Origin of the sequence: Clostridium sp. AF36-4, assembly GCF_003435975.1 — a bacterium.
In the GTDB taxonomy this organism is placed as follows: Bacteria; Bacillota; Clostridia; order Lachnospirales; family Lachnospiraceae; genus Eubacterium_F.
The window spans coordinates 17,011-39,010 of the sequence record NZ_QTVH01000019.1; the positions used below are offsets into that span (position 1 = coordinate 17,011).

At 37.7% G+C, this 22,000-nt stretch carries 23 protein-coding genes and 1 pseudogene; 21 read left to right on the forward strand and 3 right to left on the reverse strand.

Annotated features, from left to right (window positions below):
- Nucleotides 1-734 precede the first annotated feature (734 nt).
- Nucleotides 735-1,412: a hypothetical protein gene (locus DW005_RS13860; RefSeq protein WP_181975023.1), complete on the reverse strand. Its 678-nt coding sequence runs from the start codon at nucleotides 1,410-1,412 to the stop codon at nucleotides 735-737.
- A 196-nt stretch (nucleotides 1,413-1,608) separates the two neighbouring features.
- Here DW005_RS13860 and DW005_RS10130 point away from each other — a divergent pair, with 196 nt between their 5' ends.
- The 3 genes from DW005_RS10130 (at nucleotide 1,609) to DW005_RS10140 (ending at nucleotide 4,732) form a co-directional block, all read left to right on the forward strand.
- Nucleotides 1,609-3,249, forward strand: a complete 1,641-nt coding sequence (locus DW005_RS10130) for an endo-1,4-beta-xylanase (RefSeq protein WP_242989420.1) — start codon at nucleotides 1,609-1,611, stop codon at nucleotides 3,247-3,249.
- A 250-nt stretch (nucleotides 3,250-3,499) separates the two neighbouring features.
- Nucleotides 3,500-4,243, forward strand: a complete 744-nt coding sequence (locus tag DW005_RS10135) for a UPF0236 family protein (protein WP_181975024.1) — start codon at nucleotides 3,500-3,502, stop codon at nucleotides 4,241-4,243.
- A 150-nt stretch (nucleotides 4,244-4,393) separates the two neighbouring features.
- On the forward strand, nucleotides 4,394-4,732 hold the full coding sequence (locus DW005_RS10140) for a hypothetical protein (RefSeq protein WP_181975025.1): 339 nt from the start codon (nucleotides 4,394-4,396) through the stop codon (nucleotides 4,730-4,732).
- 62 nt (nucleotides 4,733-4,794) lie between these two features.
- Here the strand turns inward: DW005_RS10140 and DW005_RS10145 are convergent, their stop codons facing one another.
- Nucleotides 4,795-5,652 carry an AraC family transcriptional regulator gene (locus DW005_RS10145; RefSeq protein ID WP_117479221.1) on the reverse strand — a complete coding sequence of 286 codons (858 nt, stop codon included), beginning with the start codon at nucleotides 5,650-5,652 and terminating at the stop codon, nucleotides 4,795-4,797.
- Nucleotides 5,653-6,016: 364 nt separating this feature from the next.
- Here DW005_RS10145 and DW005_RS10150 point away from each other — a divergent pair, with 364 nt between their 5' ends.
- The 11 genes and pseudogenes from DW005_RS10150 (at nucleotide 6,017) to DW005_RS10190 (ending at nucleotide 16,379) form a co-directional block, all read left to right on the forward strand.
- On the forward strand, nucleotides 6,017-9,055 hold the full coding sequence (locus DW005_RS10150) for a glycoside hydrolase family 2 TIM barrel-domain containing protein (RefSeq protein ID WP_117479222.1): 3,039 nt from the start codon (nucleotides 6,017-6,019) through the stop codon (nucleotides 9,053-9,055).
- Between the two features lie 63 nt (nucleotides 9,056-9,118).
- Complete coding sequence (locus DW005_RS10155) at nucleotides 9,119-10,489, forward strand: glycoside-pentoside-hexuronide (GPH):cation symporter (RefSeq protein WP_117479223.1); 1,371 nt, start codon at nucleotides 9,119-9,121, stop codon at nucleotides 10,487-10,489.
- Nucleotides 10,483-11,760, forward strand: coding sequence for a galactokinase family protein (locus tag DW005_RS10160; RefSeq protein WP_117479224.1), 1,278 nt, complete (start codon nucleotides 10,483-10,485; stop codon nucleotides 11,758-11,760). Before DW005_RS10155 ends, DW005_RS10160 begins: the two co-directional genes overlap by 7 nt.
- A gap of 48 nt (nucleotides 11,761-11,808) precedes the next feature.
- Nucleotides 11,809-12,048, forward strand: a pseudogene (locus tag DW005_RS10165) (UDP-glucose 4-epimerase GalE); the annotation flags it as partial.
- A gap of 14 nt (nucleotides 12,049-12,062) precedes the next feature.
- Nucleotides 12,063-13,556: a UDP-glucose--hexose-1-phosphate uridylyltransferase gene (gene galT, locus DW005_RS10170; RefSeq protein WP_117479225.1), complete on the forward strand. Its 1,494-nt coding sequence runs from the start codon at nucleotides 12,063-12,065 to the stop codon at nucleotides 13,554-13,556.
- A gap of 290 nt (nucleotides 13,557-13,846) precedes the next feature.
- A complete protein-coding gene (locus DW005_RS10175; protein ID WP_117479226.1) occupies nucleotides 13,847-14,641 on the forward strand; it encodes an AraC family transcriptional regulator in 795 nt (264 codons plus the stop codon).
- 118 nt (nucleotides 14,642-14,759) lie between these two features.
- Nucleotides 14,760-15,230 carry a hypothetical protein gene (locus tag DW005_RS10180; protein ID WP_147324435.1) on the forward strand — a complete coding sequence of 157 codons (471 nt, stop codon included), beginning with the start codon at nucleotides 14,760-14,762 and terminating at the stop codon, nucleotides 15,228-15,230.
- A gap of 27 nt (nucleotides 15,231-15,257) precedes the next feature.
- Entirely contained in the window at nucleotides 15,258-15,557 is a 300-nt protein-coding gene (locus DW005_RS14420) for a hypothetical protein (protein WP_347461629.1), read from the forward strand.
- Between the two features lie 52 nt (nucleotides 15,558-15,609).
- Nucleotides 15,610-15,732 (forward strand): hypothetical protein, encoded by a 123-nt coding sequence (locus tag DW005_RS14425; RefSeq protein ID WP_347461631.1) that lies wholly within the window; start codon nucleotides 15,610-15,612, stop codon nucleotides 15,730-15,732.
- On the forward strand, nucleotides 15,725-16,069 hold the full coding sequence (locus DW005_RS14430; protein WP_347461633.1) for a DUF6017 domain-containing protein: 345 nt from the start codon (nucleotides 15,725-15,727) through the stop codon (nucleotides 16,067-16,069). Before DW005_RS14425 ends, DW005_RS14430 begins: the two co-directional genes overlap by 8 nt.
- Complete coding sequence (locus tag DW005_RS10190) at nucleotides 16,050-16,379, forward strand: DUF6050 family protein (RefSeq protein ID WP_117479228.1); 330 nt, start codon at nucleotides 16,050-16,052, stop codon at nucleotides 16,377-16,379. Before DW005_RS14430 ends, DW005_RS10190 begins: the two co-directional genes overlap by 20 nt.
- A 51-nt stretch (nucleotides 16,380-16,430) precedes the next feature.
- Here DW005_RS10190 and DW005_RS10195 read toward each other — a convergent pair whose 3' ends face one another.
- Complete coding sequence (locus tag DW005_RS10195; RefSeq protein ID WP_035779437.1) at nucleotides 16,431-16,637, reverse strand: helix-turn-helix transcriptional regulator; 207 nt, start codon at nucleotides 16,635-16,637, stop codon at nucleotides 16,431-16,433.
- 168 nt (nucleotides 16,638-16,805) lie between these two features.
- On the opposite strand from DW005_RS10195, the gene DW005_RS10200 reads away from it, so the two are divergent.
- The 7 genes from DW005_RS10200 (at nucleotide 16,806) to DW005_RS10225 (ending at nucleotide 21,978) form a co-directional block, all read left to right on the forward strand.
- Entirely contained in the window at nucleotides 16,806-17,168 is a 363-nt protein-coding gene (locus DW005_RS10200; protein WP_347461635.1) for a hypothetical protein, read from the forward strand.
- A 100-nt stretch (nucleotides 17,169-17,268) separates the two neighbouring features.
- Entirely contained in the window at nucleotides 17,269-17,583 is a 315-nt protein-coding gene (locus tag DW005_RS14435; protein WP_347461637.1) for a hypothetical protein, read from the forward strand.
- Nucleotides 17,584-17,694: 111 nt separating this feature from the next.
- Nucleotides 17,695-17,919 carry a hypothetical protein gene (locus DW005_RS14440; protein ID WP_347461639.1) on the forward strand — a complete coding sequence of 75 codons (225 nt, stop codon included), beginning with the start codon at nucleotides 17,695-17,697 and terminating at the stop codon, nucleotides 17,917-17,919.
- A 32-nt stretch (nucleotides 17,920-17,951) separates the two neighbouring features.
- Entirely contained in the window at nucleotides 17,952-18,980 is a 1,029-nt protein-coding gene (locus tag DW005_RS10210) for a serine protease (RefSeq protein WP_117479230.1), read from the forward strand.
- 121 nt (nucleotides 18,981-19,101) lie between these two features.
- Entirely contained in the window at nucleotides 19,102-20,241 is a 1,140-nt protein-coding gene (locus DW005_RS10215; RefSeq protein WP_117479231.1) for a hypothetical protein, read from the forward strand.
- 310 nt (nucleotides 20,242-20,551) lie between these two features.
- The gene (locus DW005_RS10220; RefSeq protein ID WP_347461642.1) at nucleotides 20,552-21,067 is read left to right on the forward strand and encodes a hypothetical protein; all 516 of its coding nucleotides are present in this window, start codon (nucleotides 20,552-20,554) and stop codon (nucleotides 21,065-21,067) included.
- The gene (locus DW005_RS10225; protein ID WP_117479232.1) at nucleotides 21,064-21,978 is read left to right on the forward strand and encodes an HNH endonuclease; all 915 of its coding nucleotides are present in this window, start codon (nucleotides 21,064-21,066) and stop codon (nucleotides 21,976-21,978) included. The genes DW005_RS10220 and DW005_RS10225 overlap by 4 nt, the downstream gene beginning before the upstream one ends.
- Nucleotides 21,979-22,000: the final 22 nt, after the last annotated feature.

The following is a 22,000-nucleotide window of genomic DNA, read 5'->3' on the forward strand; positions in this document are numbered from 1 at the left end:
AGGTCTATGGTAGAATAATTAAATTTTAAGCAACAAACTGATTTCGTTTTTCTAACGGAGTCAGTTTTGTTTGAATACGGTAATTGTTGTGCGAGATTGAGAACAAATTAAAAACTATTATATCTGGTAGTCTTCAGGAATATTTTGGTACATCTTGGCTAGTTAAAGGCCTTCCTAAAAACACCTATACCAAGGCAAAGAAGCTAAGACACAATGAATTCTTAGATTGAGTGCAATTAAGAATAAACTATCCAAGGAATCATATAGTGTTCCAGTTGACGAATATAGTTATGTAAGAAGTGTTTACGACTGGATTATCTCAGAAATTTACAATAGTAGACAAGTGTAATATTGTAAATTTTAAGAGGATAAAGAAATTCAGCAAATCTACATCCAATTTCAATAAAATCAATTTTGTGATAAAAACATACCGTCTAGACAGCTACTTTTTTAGCTATTATCCAAAAGACACATAATATATAGGCTCGAATGGTGAAAGTGCCCATTTGGGTCTATTATTGTATGAATTCATGCGTTACAACCAGAGCAAGATCCACCCATGTAATACAGTATTGTCATTTTGACAATTTTGCATTACTTACATTCAATTAACCGAAAAAATAAAAATTTTTAATCAAGAGCCTGTGGAAAAGAAAATCCAGGCAGATCATTTCGAGCAGCTTGCAACAAATGGCGGGAATATGACAGTGCTGGAACTGGTTGAAAAATATACATCAACCAAAACTGGTGTCAGACCTACTACAGTTAGAAGGACCTTTCTTTCTGAAATCATCTTCTTTATCTATTTCGAAATAGAAATTTGTGCAATCGAAATAGGTGTGCGAAGTATCAAAATGATAGAGCTGATGAATCTGATGATTGTAGATTTCGATAATCTTTTCGTACTCGCAGCCAATATATTCGAGGCCGTCGTAAAGCTGGTTTAAGGAAAAATCATATGTTTCAAAAAGTTTTGGAATTACTTCGTCATATGTTTTGGATTTTGAGCATGGGTGAACAAGCCTTGCATAAACAAGAGATGACATCATATCGAAAACATTAAAACGGAAATCAGTAGCCGTCTGCATCAGGTCAATGTATTTCTTGACCGAAAGTTTATCGTTGATATTTTTAAGCGGAAAATAGCCAATCAATTTTTCAGGAGATTCATCTGATATTTGAAGAGCTTTCTTGGCATTCTTCGTTGTCTGAAAGTCCTGATTCAACTGATTAACTTCTTCCTTAAAATGAGATATGGGATCATCAATCCCCTTTGCTTGTAATTCGTGGACATATCCAATCGGCTTATAAGATTTGTGAGCAGTGTGACCACGTTCCGGGTCATAAAAACTTTCGTAAATCTGAAGATATAATCCTTTTTTGTTCTTTGTTTTTTTTAAGAAATATGCCATAAAAATGCACCCTCTTATAGTATAACACCATAGCACTATAAAATAAAAAATTTGTCAAGTTTTTTTGAATAAGAAAAAATATAGTGCTAAATCCTAAAGACGGAAATAGTACAGTAAAAGAACAGAATAGTGCATTTTTGATTTGTTCAAATTATTTTATACTAGAGTAAAATAAATAAGAAGGAGGTTTTTTGCAATGAGCAAAAACAGGATTTACCGTGTGGCATGTAGTGTATTGCTATGCGTATTGATGTTGGGGTCAATTTTAGTGCCAAGTAGTAGTGATAAGAGGAGTTCGGCAGCTTCGAGCAGTTTATTAAGTACGTATGGTTCTTTATTTGGAAGATCAGGAAACTGCGTATCATTAAGCCAGTTGCAGAATTCGAGTACATTGGCACACATTAAGTCACAGTACAACAGTATTACATTGGAGAATGAGATGAAACCAGACGCATTGTTGGGTTATTCTCCATCCTTGATTACAAGAGACTCCGCAAAGAATCTTGGATACTATGTATCCGGTTCCTTTACAGAATCCTATGTGCCAAAAATCAATTTTGACACGGTAGACAAAGTTTTGAAAATTTGCTATGAGAACGGAATTGGGGTTCGTGCTCATACACTTGTATGGCATAGCCAGACACCAGATTGGTTTTTCCGTGTAGGATATTCTACCAAATATGGTTATGTATCACAGGATCAGATGAACAAACGTATGGAGTACTACATTAAGACTGTTATGAACCACGTATACACAAGCAAGTATGGTAGTTGTGTATATGCTTGGGATGTAGTAAATGAGTATCTTCATGCAACAACATCCGGTTGGGAGAAGATTTATGGTGCGCGTACAACAAGACCAGCTTTTGTAAAACATGCGTTCCAGTATGCATATGATTGTATCAAATACTTCGGTTTAACAAATAAAGTAAGTCTTTTCTATAACGACTTCAATACATACATGGAAGTAAATGATGTAATCACAATGATTAATTACATCAACTCAGATGGCAAGATTTGTAATGGTGTGGGTATGCAGTCTCACCTGTCAACATCATATCCAAGTGTGGCTTATTATACACAGGCAGTTCAGTCCTTTGTAAATGCAGGTTTTGAAGTACAGATTACCGAGTTGGATGCAACCAACAAAGGAGATCAGGATTTGGCAAATTATTTGTACAGTCTGATGAAGAATGTGATTAGTATTAAGAAAGCCGGAGGAAAGATTACAGGTCTTACTATTTGGGGACTAGCAGATGATGTAACCTGGATTAAAGGACAAAAACCATTGTTGTTCTCTACCATTGGAAATCCAAAAACTGCATATTGGTCTGTTCTTCAGGCGTATAAGGATTCGGGAGTGACTCAGGCAACTGTAACACCAAGCAGTTCAAGTTCTACTATCAGCAATGGCTGGTACTACATCAAGAATGTTAATGCACAAAAATATCTTCAGGTTAAGAATAATCAGGGAGGAAACAGCGTTAACGTTGAAATCGGAACTGGAACAGGTGTTCGGGGACAGAAATGGTATGTGACTAATACCAGTGATGGTTACTTCACATTGAAGAATGGTAATGGCTACATGTTGGATGTACAGTATGGTGCAAACAACGATGGCCAGAATATTCAGACATATTCTGCAAACAATGCAAATGCACAGAGATTCAAAGCAGTTAAGATTGGTAATTCCAATGCATATGGTATCGTTACAAAGATTTCCAGTGATAAGAAAGCATTAGATGTATATAACTGGAGCAAATCCGATGGAGCAAATGTATGTCAGTGGTCATACTATGGAAATGCTAATCAGCAGTGGATTTTCGAAAAATGCTAAGATAGACCATAGAAAGAAGATCTTTATACAAAAAACCAATATATGGTGCAAAATGGCCGGGTGGACAAATGTTCATCCGGCCATTGCTCTTTTAGAGGTGGAGTCTTTGCTGATATCAAACATTTGTTAGTGTATAATTTTCATTGGCAAAAATAAGTAATTAAAAAGGGAAGAAGGAAATTCCCTCTTCCCAATCATACAGTTTTTCTTTATTATGTTAGTTGCGAAAAAAACAGATAAAGGAGACTGTATGATGAAATCCATTGTAGACGAAAACTTAGTATCTTTCAAGATGTTGGAGCAAAAAATATATGATTATGTTTGTGAACTTGGTCGCCTGATCACCCAGCAGGTCCTTGAATCCTATGATGCCAAGTTGGCAGAAAGCCGTGACAAAAAAACCTATCGAGGAAAAGGAAAGCGGAAAACCAGTATCAAAACCGTGTACGGTGAAGTGGAGTACAGACGAACGGTATATCGCACAAAAACCAAACAGGGAGAAACGGCATATGTCTATCTGTTGGATGAAGCCATGCAAATGGATAAGATTGGTCTGATTTCAACCAATCTTGCAGAAAAGATAGCAATGACTGTAACAGAGGCACCTTATCGTGTAACGGCAGAAACCATCAGCAATACATGCGGACAAACCATCAGTAGCAGTGGCGTCTGGAATATGATGCAGCGGCTGGGAGAGCGGATTGATGAAGAAGAACAGTATGCTGTAAAAGAAATGCATGCAGACCGGGCGCAAGGTGAAAAAGTCATTCCGGTATTGTTTGAAGAAATGGATGGTATATGGCTGCATATGCAGAATAGCAATCATCGAAAAATGAAAAAACAGGAAATGAAAGTGTTTACCATGTACGAAGGCTGGGACAAAGAGCAAAAAAAAGCGAAGCAGTCTTGTAGAAAAAACTGGAATATTAGAGAAGAACATGAAGAAGGTATTCTTGCCGCACTGGAAAGGATTTATGGAGGCGTCACAAGATGAAACGGAACAGTAGCACTAAATTCATAAAAATATTAGTTTTCAAAAATGACTGTCTGTCTGGAAGATAATTATGAGGCTGTAGAACTTATTCTTCGAATTGTTTTGGGGCAAGAGGATATTACAATCAAATCGATTCGGGTGCAGGATTCCATGAAAAATTTGCAAGGGCGTTCTGCTATTTTAGATGTTCATGCAGTTGACAATACAGGTAAAGAGTTCGATTGTGAAATTCAGAGGTCAGATAAGGGAGCAGGAGTAAAAAGGGCGAGACATAACAGCAGTTTGTTGGATGCGCATATTCTATATGTGAACGGAAAATATCGGGGAGATGACGAAGTTGGAAAATTAATGCACGACTTTTCATGTACCGATCCGGACGATATGAATTATGAAATACTTGCTCATCCGCCCGGAGATAGAGGAAGGACGGGTGCTGCAGAAAAAGAAGATGTGGATGGAGATGAAGGGAAAGTAGAGTGCCGTAAATAACATGATAGGATTAAAAGAGACTCTAATGAGAATCATTCACTCAAAGAGCCTCTTTTATTGGTTCATTTTAAAAGTTTTCGATATTCAGATGGTGAACAGCCTTTTTGTTTATGAAACAGTCGGCTAAAATACAGTGGGTTATCATAACCGACAATGCGTGCAACTTCATTTACAGCGTAATTTGTGGTTTCCAATAACATCTGAGCATTAGTGATTCGGATGGAGGTGATGAACTGCATTGGTGTTGTACCGGTAAATTTTTTAAAATTCCGAATAAACCAACTGACACTCATTCCTCTGGAAGTAGCATATTCTTCGATGTTGATATCACGGTTATAGTTTTCGTTAAAATAGGACGCTGCAGTATCCATTTCATGATCGAGGTATTCGTTTTTTAGTACATGTTTACGAGTAAGCTCCCGGTGAAAAATAATCAGTAAATGGCGTAGCAGTAGTGTCAGCATTTCTTCGTAGTCCTCCTGACATCTTTGTAATTCTAAAATAATTCGTTTGAAAACACGCTCATATTCCAAAGAGGTTCCTACATGAAAGATACGCTGGTCATTCGGGAAACCATAATTTCTTAAAATGTTCTTTACATCACTTCCGGTAAAATGCACCCAGTAAACTTCTGTTTTATCAATGCCATAGTATTCATATTTCTGGAATTCCTTGGGGCGGTAAAGTACTATGTTTCCTGCTGTAACGACAGTATCGTCATCTGCGTTGTCAAAATGAAAATGAGCTCGTCCGGCTGCTATATAGATGATTTGAAAGTCAAGTCTTCCTCTGGGACGATAAGTTGGAAGCTTTGGGTGTGAGGATAGGCGATAGGTGCCACAGCTTCCTACAATAAGTGGTCGGCTTTTGTCCTTGAAGTCGATAAGGGAGTGGTTGTGATAACCGGAATTTATATACATTTTGAGTCCTCCTTTAGAAAGTGAAATATCTGACTGTTAGCAGTCAATGGTGAACCGGAGTTATAAAGTGAATGCCACCTCAAAACCTGCGGTTTTTTCGGTGAGAGCTGCGCTCATATAGTTTTATCCACAGACCAATGTCTGACTGCAAGCAGTCAATATTGGTCTGTGGATAAAACTGCATTCACTTTAGTGTATCATTTTGTGCATATTTTGTCCATTTCTGTTTATAGACATTTTCTTTGCAAAAATGTATGATGGTTTCAAGGTAATACAAGGACGGAAGATAATGAGACACAGAAGGTATTTTATTGATTGCCTAATGCGGTGAATAAAAAAATATATATTAAAGGAGGATTACACAATGCTCGTACCACGCTTTTATGAAGATTTGAATGTTATGCATGACAAGACAATGCCGGCAAGGACATATTACATTCCGGCATCAGTTCGTATGAATGATTTAGTGGAGCATCGGGAAAGATCGGATCGTTTTCAGCTGTTAAACGGAGAGTGGAAGTTTCAGTATTATAACAGCATTTATGACGTAACGGAATCATTTTATGAGAAAGGCTATGATGTTTCCGGATTTGATCAGGTAACTGTTCCGAGTGTATGGCAGATGGATGGTTATGACACGCATCAGTACACGAATATTCGTTATCCGTTTCCATTCGATCCACCATATGTGCCACAGGATATTCCATGTGGAGCATATGTTCATAACTTTGAATATCACAGAGAAGAAAAGGCATCAAAAGCATTTCTGAATTTTGAAGGTGTCGATAGCTGTTTTTATGTATGGGTAAATGGTGCTTATGCCGGATACAGTCAGGTGCCTCACGCTACCAGTGAATTTGATGTAACAGACTTGTTGAATGAAGGGGAAAATACATTAGCGGTTTTGGTGCTCAAATGGTGTGATGGATCGTATTTGGAGGATCAGGATAAGTTTCGGATGAGTGGCATTTTCAGAGATGTTTATTTGCTGAAAAGACCGGAAAAGACAATCAGAGATTATTACATTACGACAGATGTAGAAAAAGACAGCGTTGTTGTGAAATTGGATATGCATTTTGCAGAACCAGTGGAAACGAAAGTTACTATAGAAGATAAATATGGAGCAGTCGTAGCAAGAGGGGAAACAGCAGAGAGTGGTGTGTTAGAACTGACCGTGTTAAATCCGGTTTTATGGAATGCGGAGAATCCTTATTTGTATCAGGTTATTTTGACAATGCCGGATGAAGTGATCGTTGATCGGATTGGTTTCCGGACGATTGAAATTAAGGACAAAGTTGTTTATTTTAACGGAGAAAAGATTAAATTCCGTGGAGTCAACCGCCATGATTCTGATCCGGAGACGGGGTTTGTAATCAGTATCCAGCAGATCAAAAAGGCTCTGATGCTGATGAAGCAGCATAACTTTAATGCGATTCGTTCCAGTCATTATCCAAATGCACCATATTTTTATCAGATGTGCGATGAATATGGATTTATGGTGATTGACGAGGCGGATATTGAGGCACATGGACCATTTATGCTGTACCGGAAGGAGGATACAGACCAAAACCGTTTTCACCGTTGGAATGAAAAGATTGCAGATGATCCGGCATGGGAAAAGGCAATTGTGGACCGTGTCCAGCTTATGGTGCAGAGAGACAAAAACCGTCCAAGCATTGTAATGTGGTCTATGGGAAATGAAAGTGCGTATGGATGTAATTTTGAAAAGGCGCTTGCATGGACAAAGAAGTTTGATCCGGACAGGATCACGCAGTACGAAAGTGCAAGATACCGTAATTATGATATTACCTATAATTATGACAATTTGGATCTTTACAGCCGGATGTATCCGTCACTGCAGGAGATAGAGGATTATCTGAAAAATGACGGAAGCAAACCGTTTCTGCTGGTAGAATACTGCCATAGTATGGGAAACGGACCGGGAGATTTTGAAGATTATTTTCAGATGATTCATAAGGATGACCGGATGTGTGGCGGGTTTGTCTGGGAGTGGTGTGATCATGCAATCGCACATGGAACGGCAGAAAATGGAAAGACCAGATATTATTATGGAGGGGATCATGGAGAAACCATTCATGATGGCAATTTCTGTATGGACGGGCTGGTCTATCCGGATCGTACGCCGCATACGGGACTGCTGGAATATAAAAATGTCTATCGTCCGGTGAGAATCGTATCTTATGACCAAGAAAACGGACAGATGGTTCTTCACAATTATATGGATTTTGATGATTTGAAGGATTATGTGGATATTTTCTATGAAATGACACAGGATGGCTTGACTGTGGAAAAAGGAAAACTGGCAAATGTTGTTGCATCACCCCATAGCGATGCGGAAGTGGAGTTGAAGCTGCAGGTTCCAAATACCGGTAAGATTTATCTGAAGCTTATTTACCGGTTGAAAAAGGAAATGCCGTTGCTTGAACGGGGGTATGAATTAGGTTTTGATGAAATGAAGCTTGCAAATGAGGATGATAGAAACAGACAGGCTGTAAAGTGGCTGGAGCAGGAAAAAGTAATCGGAACCATTGCTGTTAAGGAAAACGATAAGCAGCTCGTGTTACAGGCAAAGGATTTTACTTATGTTTTAGATAAGCGTACCGGATTGTTTGAGGACATGCAGTTTGCCGGAAGAAGTTATATTAACCATCCAATGGAATTGAATATTTGGCGGGCTCCGACGGATAACGATATGTATATAAAACTGGAATGGGAAAAGGCACATTATGATGCTGCCTATACCAGAGCATACCGTATAGAGGTGCTTCAGAACAAGCACGGTGTGCTGATCATGGAGCATCTGGCAGTAGTAGCTGATACCGTACAAAAGATTTTGGATGTGGAAATGACATGGAAGATCAATGAAGACGGGAAAATAGAGGCGGTTATAGAGGCAGTAAAAGATAAAGAATTCCCGGATCTGCCAAGGTTTGGAATTCGGATGTTTTTGAATAAGAAAATGGATGAGATTACTTATTTTGGAATGGGACCACAGGAAAGCTACAGGGATAAACACCAGGCTTCCTGTCATGGATTGTTCCGTTCGAAGGTGGCTCAGATGCATGAAGATTATATTCGTCCACAGGAGAATGGAAGCCATTATGACTGTGATTATGTAGAGCTTACAAATGGTCAATGTGGAATTGCAGCAGTTTCAAAGAATCCATTTTCGTTTAACGCTTCTGTTTATACACAGGAGGAGTTGGAACGGGTATCGCACAATTATGAATTGAAAGAATCGGATAGCACCGTATTCTGTATGGATTATGCAATGAATGGAATTGGTTCAAATAGCTGCGGACCGGATGTCATGGATAAATATCGGTTTGATGAGGAAGCATTTCAGTTTCAGTTTGAATTAGTTCCGTTTGTAAAAGGATAATACAAGACACTGATAATCAAAGCAAATGGTTTCTAAATAACAAATAGTGAAGGGGCGATTCTTATGGAGGAAAAGAAATACTTAAAATGGTACAACAAGATAGGATACGGTTCTGGTGATATTGCGGGAAATGTAGTGTATGCATTCCTGACATCATTTGTGATGGTATATCTGACAGATACGATTGGATTGGCATCCGGTATAGTGGGAACACTGATTGCCGTTTCCAAATTACTCGATGGATTTACAGATATCTTTTTTGGATCAATGATTGATAAGACGCATAGTAAGATGGGAAAGGCAAGACCATGGATGCTGTATGGTTACATTGGTTGTGCAATTACGTTGGTAGCCTGTTTTGCAGTTCCAACAAGTCTTGGCAGGACGGCACAGTATGCGTGGTTCTTTATTGCGTATACGCTGTTGAATGGCGTGTTTTATACGGCAAATAACATTGCTTATTCTGCTCTGACATCACTTGTTACCAAGAACAGTAAGGAGCGTGTGCAGATGGGTTCTTACCGTTTCATTTTTGCTTTTTCAACCAGTCTTCTGATTCAAGCAGTTACTGTTGGATTTGTTGCAAAATGTGGTGGAGATGCAGCCGCATGGCGTATGGTTGCAATTATTTATGCAGTGATCGGATTAGTTGTGAATACTATTTCCACATTATCTGTTAAAGAACTTCCGGAAGAGGAATTAAATGAAGGAGACACAACAGGTGAAGAGGAAAAATATGGGCTGGTTCAAGCATTCAAGCTGCTGGTAAAGAATAAATTTTATCTGATGATCTGTGGTACTTATATTTTGCAGCAGTTATACAGTGCAATGATCGGTGCCGGTATTTATTATATGACCTGGGTTTTGAAAAACAAAAATCTGTTTGGACAATTTGCCTGGGCGGTAAACATTCCTCTTATCATTGCATTAATCTTTACACCAACACTGGTTGGAAAGTGGAATGGTATGTATAAGCTGAACTTGAGAGGTTACATCCTTGCCGTGATTGGCAGAGCTCTTGTTGTTGTTGCCGGATATATGGGAAGTATTCCTTTGATGATGGCATTTACAGCATTAGCAGCATTAGGACAGGGACCTTGGCAGGGAGACATGAATGCAGTGATCGCATCTTGTTCCGAGTATACCTACCTGACACGGGGAAAGCATGTGGAGGGTACGATGTATTCCTGTACTTCACTTGGCGTTAAGATTGGCGGAGGTATTGGAACGGCGGTCGTAGGATGGCTCTTAGAACTTAGTGGCTATGTGGGAACACATGCTGTACAGCCACAGTCCGCGTTGAATATGATGCAGTTTATGTATCTTTGGCTGCCACTGATCTTTGATGTACTTATTATGTTTATCCTTTCCAGAATGAATGTGGAGGAGACAAATGCAAAGATCAAAAAAGAAAAGGAGATGGTTTTGTGGTGACACAGGATTTAGTGAAAAAATTAAAAGATGGATTGTATGATGCAAAACTGAAAGATATCTATGTAGATGAAAAGAAGATATCGTATGAAAGAAATCGTTATATAAAAGCAGTGGAGAGTTATACGGTACATTTTGGCGAAGGTGAGGTATCTGTCTTTAGTGCACCGGGAAGAAGCGAGATTGGTGGAAATCATACAGACCATCAATGTGGAGAGGTGTTGGCGGCGTCCATCAACAATGATGCGATTGCTATTGTGCAGAAATTAAAAGAACCATGCGTCAAAGTTATATCGGATGGGTATGAATTGATTACGATAGATTTGGATGATCTGGACAGGAGAGAGGACGAGGCGGTAACAACAAATGCACTGATTCGAGGGGTATTAGCAAAAACAAAAGAATATGGGTATCAGATAGGAGGCTTTCAGGCTTTTGTCACCAGTGATGTGCTGATCGGAGCGGGATTATCTTCCTCGGCTGCATTTGAAACGTTGATGGGAACCATCTTATCCTATCTGTTTAATGATGGTAAAATTTCGCCGATTGAAATCGCTATGATTGGACAGTTTGCGGAAAATGTATATTTTGGAAAACCTTGTGGCTTGATGGATCAGATGGCATGCTCTGTAGGCAGCTTGGCACATATCAATTTTCAGAATCCGACCGCACCTTTTGTAGTGCGGATTGAGTTTGATCTGGATGCTCAGGGATATAGTCTTTGTATTACAGATACGAAAGGCTCCCATGCTGATTTGACAGCGGAGTATGCAGCAATTCCGGAAGAAATGAAAAAAGCAGCAGCCTGTCTTGGAAAAGAAGTGCTTGGACAAGTTTCAAAAAAAGAAATACTTGCAAATTTGCCAGGAATCAGGGAAAAGGCTGGTGATAGAGCAGCACTTAGAGCAATTCACTATGTGTGTGAAAATGAGCGTGTGCAAAAAGAAGTGGCAGCATTGAGAGAGAATAGATTTGGAGAATTTTTAAGATTAGTTAAAGAGTCAGGTGATTCTTCTTATAAGTATTTGCAGAATGTGTATGTGTGCCATGATGTGGAACATCAGAATGTTTCTATTGCATTGGCTGTCAGTGATATGATTTTAGGCGTGCAGGGAGCAAACAGGGTGCATGGTGGTGGCTTTGCCGGAACAATACAGGCATTTGTACCAAATGATATTGTTACATTATATAAAACAGAGATGGAAAAGGTGTTTGGAGATGGTGCTTGTGATGTACTTAAAATTCGCAAATATGGTGGAATTCAAGTGATGTAAGATACTCAAAAAAGACAAGGAGGAATGGTTATGGGTAGCATTTTAGTATTAGGTGGAGTTGGTTTTACGGTAAAAGAGGTTGTGGAAACTGCAAGAAAAGTGACAGGACATCCAATTCCGGCGAAGGAAGAACCACGTCGAGCAGGAGATCCATCTATGTTGATCGCTTCCAGTGCAAAAGCAAGGGAAGTGTTAGGATGGAATCCGCAATATGCAGATTTGGAAACAATTATCGGTACGGCATGGAAATGGCATAAAAGTCATCCAAATGGATATCAGAATGTGTGAAGGGGGGGAGTGTCATGATTAATGAGTATATCAATGAACTTGTGGCGTATGGATTGAACCAGGGATTGGTTGATCCGGAAGATGAAGTATATGTGACGAATCGCCTTCTGGAATTATTTCAATTGACAGAGCATGAAGGAACAGCGAAAGAGGTTAGATCAGAAAGAGAATTGTCACAGATTTTAAACGATATGTTGGAATATGCATGTCGGCAGGGGATGCTGGAGGAAGAAACAATTACGGAAAAGGACTTGTTTGATACAAAGATTATGGGAATATTGACACCCCATCCCTCTGTGGTTCGCAGGCAGTTTTGGGATAAATACAATATATCTCCTAAAGCTGCAACAGATTTTTATTATCAGTTTAGCCAGGCAACAAATTATATTAGAAAAGATCGAATTGCAAAGGATGAGAAATGGACAGCAAATACAGAATTTGGTGCAATGGATATAACCATCAATTTATCAAAACCGGAAAAAGATCCTCGTGATATTGCAAAGGCAGGAAAAGCAAAAAAATCGGGGTATCCGAGTTGTTTGCTATGCAAAGAAAATGAAGGTTACGCCGGACATATTTCTCATCCGGCAAGACAAAATCACAGAATTATTCCGATTACATTGTGTGGAGAACAGTACAATTTACAGTATTCGCCGTATGTGTACTATAACGAACATTGTATTGTTTTCAATGATCGACATATTCCAATGAAAATTGATAAAGCGGTTTTTGCCAAATTGTTGGATTTTGTGCGGCAGTTTCCGCATTATACGGCAGGATCGAATGCAGATCTCCCGATAGTAGGTGGTTCTATACTGAGCCATGATCATTTTCAAGGAGGCGGATACGAATTTGCAATGGCAAAGGCTCCATATGAGACGGAATTTTCATTAAAACAATTTCCGGACGTTCATGCAGGAATTGTAAAATGGCCTATGTCTGTGATTCGCCTGCAGGGAGAAATTACCGAATCAATAGTAAAGGCTGCAGATCATATTTTAATGCTTTGGCGCAGATATACAGATGAGAAAGCATTTATTTTCAGCGAAACCAATGGAGTACCACATAACACGATCACACCGATTGCGAGAAAAAAGGGCAACCTATTTGAGTTAGATATGGTACTGCGAAATAATATTACGACAGAGGAGTTCCCAATGGGTGTATATCATCCGCATCCGGAATACCATCATATCAAAAAAGAAAATATTGGCTTGATTGAGGTGATGGGCTTAGCGGTTCTTCCTGCCAGACTGAAAAAAGAAATGGCAGAGCTGGAACACAGAATATTGAATAAGGAGAATCTGTGGGAAAGCGATTTGACAAAATCACATGCAGAGTGGGCAGAGAAATGGCTGCCAAACTATGAAATTACAGAAGAGAATCTTCATGCAATTGTGCAGAAAGAAATAGGATTTGTGTTTGCAAAAGTGCTGGAATGCGCAGGTGTTTACAAAAGAACACCGGAAGGACAAGCTGCCTTCAAAAAATTTTTGGAGTGCATATAAAAAAAGGACCATTTCACATTTGTGAAGTGGTCTACTTTTTCAGTATTCAGTTTTCACAAATAGTCCTTTTAGCCAGATTATGCATGATATACATGCTCAAAGTATCCTTTATAGAAAGCTAAAAGGTTGTTCATATAATTTTTGAATTTGCTCATTTTGTATTCCTCCTTTCCTTGTTTGCAAGTTCATTATAGGACAGGCTGGATAAGAATGCTTGCCAAATTAAAAGAAAATGTAGACAAATGTTGCAGAGGAAATCAACAATTAAGTAATAAAGGGGAGATGTATCGATGCATTTGACGTTTAAGGAAACAAAGGAAGAGGTATATGCGGCGCAAAGAGTGTCAAAACATGTATCTCCACATTTACATAATGCATTGGAGATTGTGTGCGTAACGGAAGGAACACTTGAGATGGGAGTGGGGCAGGAATTATATCATATGGAAAAGGGTGATATCGGATTTGTCTTTTCTGATATTATTCATCATTATCAAGTGTTTTCAGAAAAAACGAGCCGGGCGGATTATATCTTGGTTCCGTCTTCTTTTGCAGGAGTATTTAAAGATAAAATACAAGGATATGCTCCTAAATATCCGGTTATTCGTGCGGGGCAGATTGAACCAGATGTTTATAATGCAATTCAGGCGATTATCCAAATGGAAGAAAACGAACCTATGATTGTTCAAGCTTATGTTCAAATTGTGCTGGCAAGATGTATAGGAAAAATGGAATTGGTGGAAAAAAGTTGTGTGGGAAGTGATGACTTAATTTATCGTACTGTATCTTATATATCAGGAAATTTCAGGAGACAGTTTTCTTTGGAAGATATGGCACGCGATCTTGGAGTGAGCAAGTATGTATTATCCAGGGTGTTTTCTAAAACATTTCACCGTAATTTCAATCAGTATCTCAATGATGCCAGATTAAGTTATGCATGCACAAGATTGGTAAATACCAGTGATACGATCCTGAATATCTGTCTGGACAGCGGTTTTGACAGTCAGAGAACATTTAACAGAGTGTTTAAAGAACGCTATAAAACCGCACCAAGTGAATATCGGAAAAACAAAAGACGAAATGGGTAAGGGGATAGAAGTGGGTAAATCAAAAATATAGAAAGGCAGGACAGTTATAGAAAGACTGATTTGGCAATAACAGTACGGGAATGATTCCTAAATTCAGAATATTATGCAGAGTTTGCCAGTGATAGGAGAATACTTTAAGCTGGTTACATTCCGGGAATACCGGTTTGATGATGGAAGGCATAGTGCAGACGTAAAATGGAATAAAATCTATGCAGATAGGGCAGGGATGGATGACTACGAGGAAACCGGAAAACAGGCGCACAAATCAGTCAAAGAGATCAATGCGCAGATGGAGCAAAAGACCGAGAAGCTGCTCAAAGAATTTAAGAAGCAGGTTGGGGCGTTGGGCTACTCCTCTCTGACCGTGGATAGCAAGGTGGTCACGAACTCTTCGAAATATTATTGTGTTATGCTGTCTGCGTTCTCCTCCCAGGCAGATGGATACCAGGCGGATGCCTTCTATACGATAGAAAAGAGTACCGGAAACCTGCTGGAATTATCGAATCTGTTCCCGGAGAATGCGGATTATGTAGATGTACTTACGGCACAGATCAAGAAACAGATGCGCCAAAATATGAAAAATGAATGATGATTCCTGTAGGGGAGGATAGGAGTTGTGATAAAAATTTGTAGGAGGGTATACATTATTTATACGGTGGATGCCATTATGGAAGATTTGGGGTGTGCAAAGGCAACCTGCGTTAAGATTATGAAAGAGCTTGATACCGAAAACGGAATCGGTCTGATTGAAAAAAAACGCCGTGGACTTGGAAAGCCGGACATAATTTATGTGAAGAATTTTTCTACAATTACTGATGCACAGACAGAAGAAAAGTCTGATAATGCTAATAAATCCACAGAAGTTCAAAAACTGAACCTCAAGAAGTCTAATATGCATACTTCCAGAAGTTCATAAAGCAGACCCTATTTATACTAACTATAATCAAACTAAGCAGAGCTATATTGATATGAGTTATACCAATCCTATCAATCAATCTGGTAATGAGAGTGTGTCAGAAAAAAGGATTGATTTGATGGATGATGTCAATGCTTACATAGAGCTGATTAAGGATAACATCGAATATGAGTGAGCATCACATGAAGTACGATGACTGGCAAAACAAGGCTTTGTATGAGGAACTTTTTGAGGTTATCTGTGAGGCTGTATGTGTAAAACGTAAAACAATTCGGATTGCAGGAGAGGATTATCCTTATGAGCTTGTAAAATCTAAATTCTTGAAGCTGAACAGTGGACATCTGGAATATGTGATTGGTTGTATGCATGATACAAATACGAAAATAACCAATATCAAGGCATATATGGTTACTGCTCTTTATAATGCACCCTCAACGATAAACCATTATTATCAGCAGGAAGTGCAGCACGATATGTATGGAGGTGGCTGGCATGAAAAAGGCATTGTTTAAAATAATAATTCCACTATGTGTTCTTGTTCTGTGGATGATTACCTGTTATCCGGTTTGCAATAAAGCCGAGGGGGTTGATTATTTCCTTTATTGGATTTTGGTAGGATGTCCCTATGGAATCAGAAAAATGTGTATGTTTCTTGTGCCGAAGAATTATGGAATTGCAGGAAGTATGGGAATACTGGCATTGAATTGTATCGTTGGAGGTCTGATTGGTGGTATTATTGTTATTGTGAGGATTATTGTTATATTTACGGAGATAATAAAAGTAATAGCAGGACACTTCTGGACACAATGTCCAAAGGTGTAAAAGAAAAAAGAGCAACAAAAAGGCATTGTCAATCAATCATAAACAATACCTCTACTTGTCATCTGGAACATATTCCATAATATCTTCAATCCGGCAGTCAAGTATCTGACATAGCCTGTTCAGAATAATGGTCTTTACCACCATATTTTGACGGAGCCGCTGAAGCTGTGCTTTGTCAATGCCATAGTCTTTAATGAGCTGGTACTGACTGATGTTTTTAGCCTTAAGCGTTTGCCAAAGGGGATCGTATTTAATCATACAGGCAACTCCTTTCCTACCTTGTATTTTAATGGCAGGGAACTTATAATAATATGGTGCGTGTATGCACCATAAAATATACAAATGGTAAAAACGATAATGATTTTTTCAGAAGAATGAGGATATAGATGCAGGTAGTGTGGTTTTGAAACAGGAGGATGGCTAATTGTGAAAGAAAAATACATTACAGACGATGAAAGGGAGAAATGCAGAAAAGTTACAGATGCTTTTGCAGAGCTGTATGAGATTGAAAATATACTTATTGTGGATGCTGGAAGATACGGTTTTGTCAAGTTACAGTATTATAGACCACCGCAAGGTTTTGAAGATGCAATTACTTTTATGGATAGCCGGAGCATGTTTGAGAACTTGTGGGAGGAATGGTTTGACACGCAGCTTTTTCTTCTGGCAAAAGGAACACCGATGGCAGGAATGGGATATCATGGGATATTCCGGTGTCTGCCAAAGGAGAAACAAGATGAACTTATGAATAGAAAAGCCGGATTTGCAAAAACGGCAGGAATAGAATAATCAGGTAACAGCGTTAGGGCAGTTATGAGTGAAATACTTGTAGCTGCTTTTTTTGTGCTTTTGGACACGATGTCCAGAAGCGGGAAGGAGAGCTATATAGATGGAATCAATGAGAGATATTAACAGGGTAATGGAGCGTGAGATAGCGAAGGGGAGCTGCCCTTTGAAGCTGGATCATATTGAATTTAGAGATTATTCGTATCAGGAGATAACATCAAAGGAGAAATTGCTAGAGGTTTTATCGTATTTGTTGCGGATAGGTGATTTCAAGCAGTACGCCGGAAAGACTATCCTAGATAATGTTTATATGGACCTGCGAGGGAAAAAGCCTGTATTCAAGCGAACCAGGACAGCTATGGAAAGAAATAATATATTCTCAACAATCAGAAGGTATGCAAAAAAGCTAAAGTTGTAGTATAATGGAGATGTATATCTGGAAACGGTCAGATGTTATTTCGATATACCGCAAGAAAATCTGGAAAAGTGCCGATATACATATCAAGGGAACGAAACATATGCCTTTCTGATGTCAGACAAGTATATCATGGCATTGTATACGCATTGTCTGGTGGCAAGGAAAGAAGCTGCCATACAGGGGATGCAGATTGAAGGCTTTACGGAAAAAGAATATGGAATGGTAAGGCTGGAGAATGTAGGCGATGTTTTGTTTCAGGCGTTGTTGCTTGATGATATAAAATTGGAGGTGGGAAAGATGTATGCAAAGTTTTATACTTGTTTTGTTGTTAGATGAAATACGTCAAATAGGTATTTGGAGGTTAAATTATGAATGATTACTACGCTGGATATGATGAAAAATATCCTGATTTGATAATAAAGATTCTAGAATATTTTGATATTTCTAATAATGCAGATTTACCTGTGGCAAAAAAATCAGTAATTGGTTTCTGTGAGAAATATCAAGAAAAGGAAGGAAAAGGTTCTTCTTTCATCTATCAGCCTAATATTGTTGATAGAATATGCAGACGATTATGTGAATGTAACCAGATAACATGTATTAAAAATGATGGTGGTCTTGGATTACAAAATAATTATATGTTTATTCTTAACAAAAGTGACTTTTTTGAAAAGAACAAAAGACGGTTGAGTTATTACTTTAACTCAATGGTATACGGATTTGAGTATATTTATCGTACATATAAGGATTCTATTGTTCCATTAGTATGGGAAAAAACGAATGGAGATTATGCTGTTGGAACTGGCTTTGCATATTTAGGTGGAATCATTACGGCAAAGCATTGTGTTACTGATGTGACAAATTTGCAAATTAAAGGATACAAAGCATCTGAACTAAAAGATGCTAAAATATGTATTTCGGATAATCCAGGTTTAGATTTAGCGTTTATAGAAACAAGTCGCTATCAAGAACCACAATTGTTTTGTGAAGACGGTGAAGTAATGCAAGATGTATTAGTAATGGGATATCCTAAAATTCCAGCATTTACAAATTTTTTGACTGCTGAAAAGGCAACTATATCAAGTAAAGCTTCGTCAAGAATTACTCCAACAAAGGGTGCAATCGCAGCATTTGGTACGGAGTATTTAGCTCGAATAGAAGCAATGCTTATTACAGCTAAAATTAAAGGTGGTAATAGCGGTGGTCCTGTGATTAATTCAAATGGTTGTCTTGTAGGGATTGCATGTCAAGTCCCCAATTATGAGGGGGATATAGGCGATTATGACGACTTGGGATACGGAATAGCTGTTCCTGTCAAATATCTAAATGAGTTAATTAGAACGAAACCAGTATGTATGGATGTACCAGTGGACTTCTTTAGAGACTTCATAGAATAGATACTTATAATATTGGAAAAAAGAGGAGAAAGGTTCCAAACTTATCTTTACATATTCTGACAAGAATTATCATAGTGCTGCATATTAGAGAGTTATTGATAAGTTTGAATTTAATGGGAAAATGGTTATTAGAAAAGAATTTATTAGTGTTTTACAGACTTTTGAGCTTGAAGAAGTCGAAAAACGAGTTGGATTATCGTTTGAAAATTGTTTGAATCATATCAACAACGGAAAGAAAGAACATATTTCAATAAAAGTGCAGATTGGATTTGGAAAAGATGATAGAATAGCTGCTTTTGCGGATAAATCTAGGGATGGCGAATATATTGTTGAAGTTAATATGCCATCATATTTTATTATCTATAGTTTTTGCCATTGCATAGTATTGCAAGAAATCTACCCCATTATTTCTTATGACAATAATGAAAATAAAAGAGGGTTTTATGCGGAATTATTGACCGCAATTATGTTAGATATACTGTTGTATCATGAAATTGGACATATTGTGAATGGTCATATTGACTATATAAAAGATAAAGAAATGGAATCAAACATTACAAATGATTTACCCTACGCATTTAGTTATGTTGGGAAAAAAGCAAGACCTTTCATATCTCCAGAAGAATGGCAAGCACTTGAATGGAATGCGGATGATTTTTCTGCCTCCCGTATTGTTGAAAAATATTTAGATAGCGATACAATCAAAACTTTGGAATTACGCGGACCACAACAAACAATGGCTCTCGTTGTCAGTGCATATACGGCATTATACACTTTGATGGAAATGGGTGTTAGATGTGAAAATGCTGAGGAATATAAAAGCTTTGAACATTTACCCAAAAGAATAAGGCTGGAAAAGTCTTTAGAAAGTATGTACAGTTATGTTAACAACATTAAATCGTACAGGATTGGCAAAGAAAGCAAAGAGTACCTAGAATACTATAAAAAGATATTTGAGAAATGGACTGGGTTGTTCTTGAGAACATATTTTTTAGATTATGACTTTATTAAAGTTGATGAAAATAATAATTTAGAAGAACTTGATGATGAACATAGAGAATATTACAAGAGAGTGGAAAATTACTATTTAATGAATTTACCATTAATTCTAGATAAATATTCAAAAATTGCAATTTGTGATCCTGCATCAATGGTTAAGGGGGCTTTACTGAATACAATTCAGAAAATGCATGAGGATATTGATATTAACCATATGGAAATTGGAATTATTAAGGATGGTCATGTTTATAACATTCAATGACAGTGTCAAAATATTTTTGTGGGAACAAGAAACTTCCAAATTTGCCCAGAGAAAATAGAAATTAAATATTTAACAACGTCAGGGCAGTTATGAGTGAAATACTTGTAGCTGCTTTTTTGACTTTTGGACACGATGTCCAGAAGAGGGAAGGAGGGGTATATAGATGGAATCAATAAGGGACATTAACAGAGTCATGGAGCGTGAGATTGCAAAGGGGAGTAGCCCTTTGTAGCTGGATCATATTGAATTCGGAGATTATTCGTATCAGGAGATAACAACAAAGGAAAAACTGCTGGAGGTGTTATCGTATTTGTTGAGGATAGGTGATTTCAAGCAGTATGCCGGAAAGACTATCCTAAATAATGTTCATATGGACTTGCGAGGGAAAAAGCCTGTATTCAAGCGAACAAAGACAGCCGTAGAGAGAAATAATATATTTGCAACAATCAGAAGGTATGCAAAGAAGCTAAAGCCGCAGTATAATGGAGATGTATATCTGGAAATGGTCAGATGTTATTTCGATATATCGCAAGAAAATCCGGAGAAATGCCGATATACATATCAAGGGAACGAAACATACGCCTTTCCTATGTCAGATAAGTATATCATGGCATTATATACGTATTGTCTGTTGGCGAGAAAAGAAGCTGCTATACAAGGAGTTCAGGTTGATGGTTTTACAGAGAAAGAGTATGGAATTGTAAGACTAGAGAATGTTGGTGATGTTTTGTTTCAGGCTTTTCTGCTTGATAATATGGCAGTTGAAAATAAAATAATAAATGTAGAATTATATACGATTTTTTATATTAAGGAGAGTGGATTATGAGATGTGTAATTTGCGATTTGGAAAAAGATGGGTCTAAGGAACATATTATTCCAGAAGCGATGGGTAATAGTAAGTTAATTACTTATAAAGTATGCGAAGAATGTAATAACAAACTTGGAAGTAAAGTGGACAAATATTTAACGGATTATATTATAACAAAAATTATAAGAAAAAATTTGGGCTTTCTGGGAAAAGATGAGAAGAAGATTAAAATATTTCCTAGCATTTTACCAGATGATAAAGGGGAGGAATACTTATTTAGAGAGGATATTCCAAAGAAGAAAGCTCTTGTAGAAATTTGCAATGGCGTATTACATATTGAGGCAGAAAGTTTGGAAGAGGGTTTGGAAATTGCGCATAAACGTTTAAAAAGAATTGGAAAATCGGAAGAAGAAATTTGTGAAATATTAAGTACATATAGAATTGGTGAAAAAAAGAATAGTCAGCCTACCTTTACAATTCCAGCAGATATAGACATGAGTAGATATTTATTGGCAGGAATAAAAATTGCTTATGAATACACATGTGAATTATTTGGAGATATTTATTCTGAAGATAAAGTGGCTAAAATATTTAGAAACCAGTTATATAAAGCAAGCATTGCGGATAAAAAAGACAATGAATGTATTGACTATGAAATAATCAAGCAATATGCAGCATTACCAATTAATGCAACTTTAGAACTTAAAAATAAGATAAAGCCAATACTGGATTCATTACAACCAAAAGCAAGACATGTGATTATCTTACATGATAGTGCAGACCATAAGATGATCTGTGAAGTGTTTCTATGTTTTATCGATTTTATGTCGTTTACGATATGTGTTTCGGAAGATGCAACACAATATTTAGGGAATAATAAAGTTAAAATTTGTGTAGTATTAGAAAATGATCAGTTAATTGAAGTATAATAAATTTTTGCATTTTAGGATA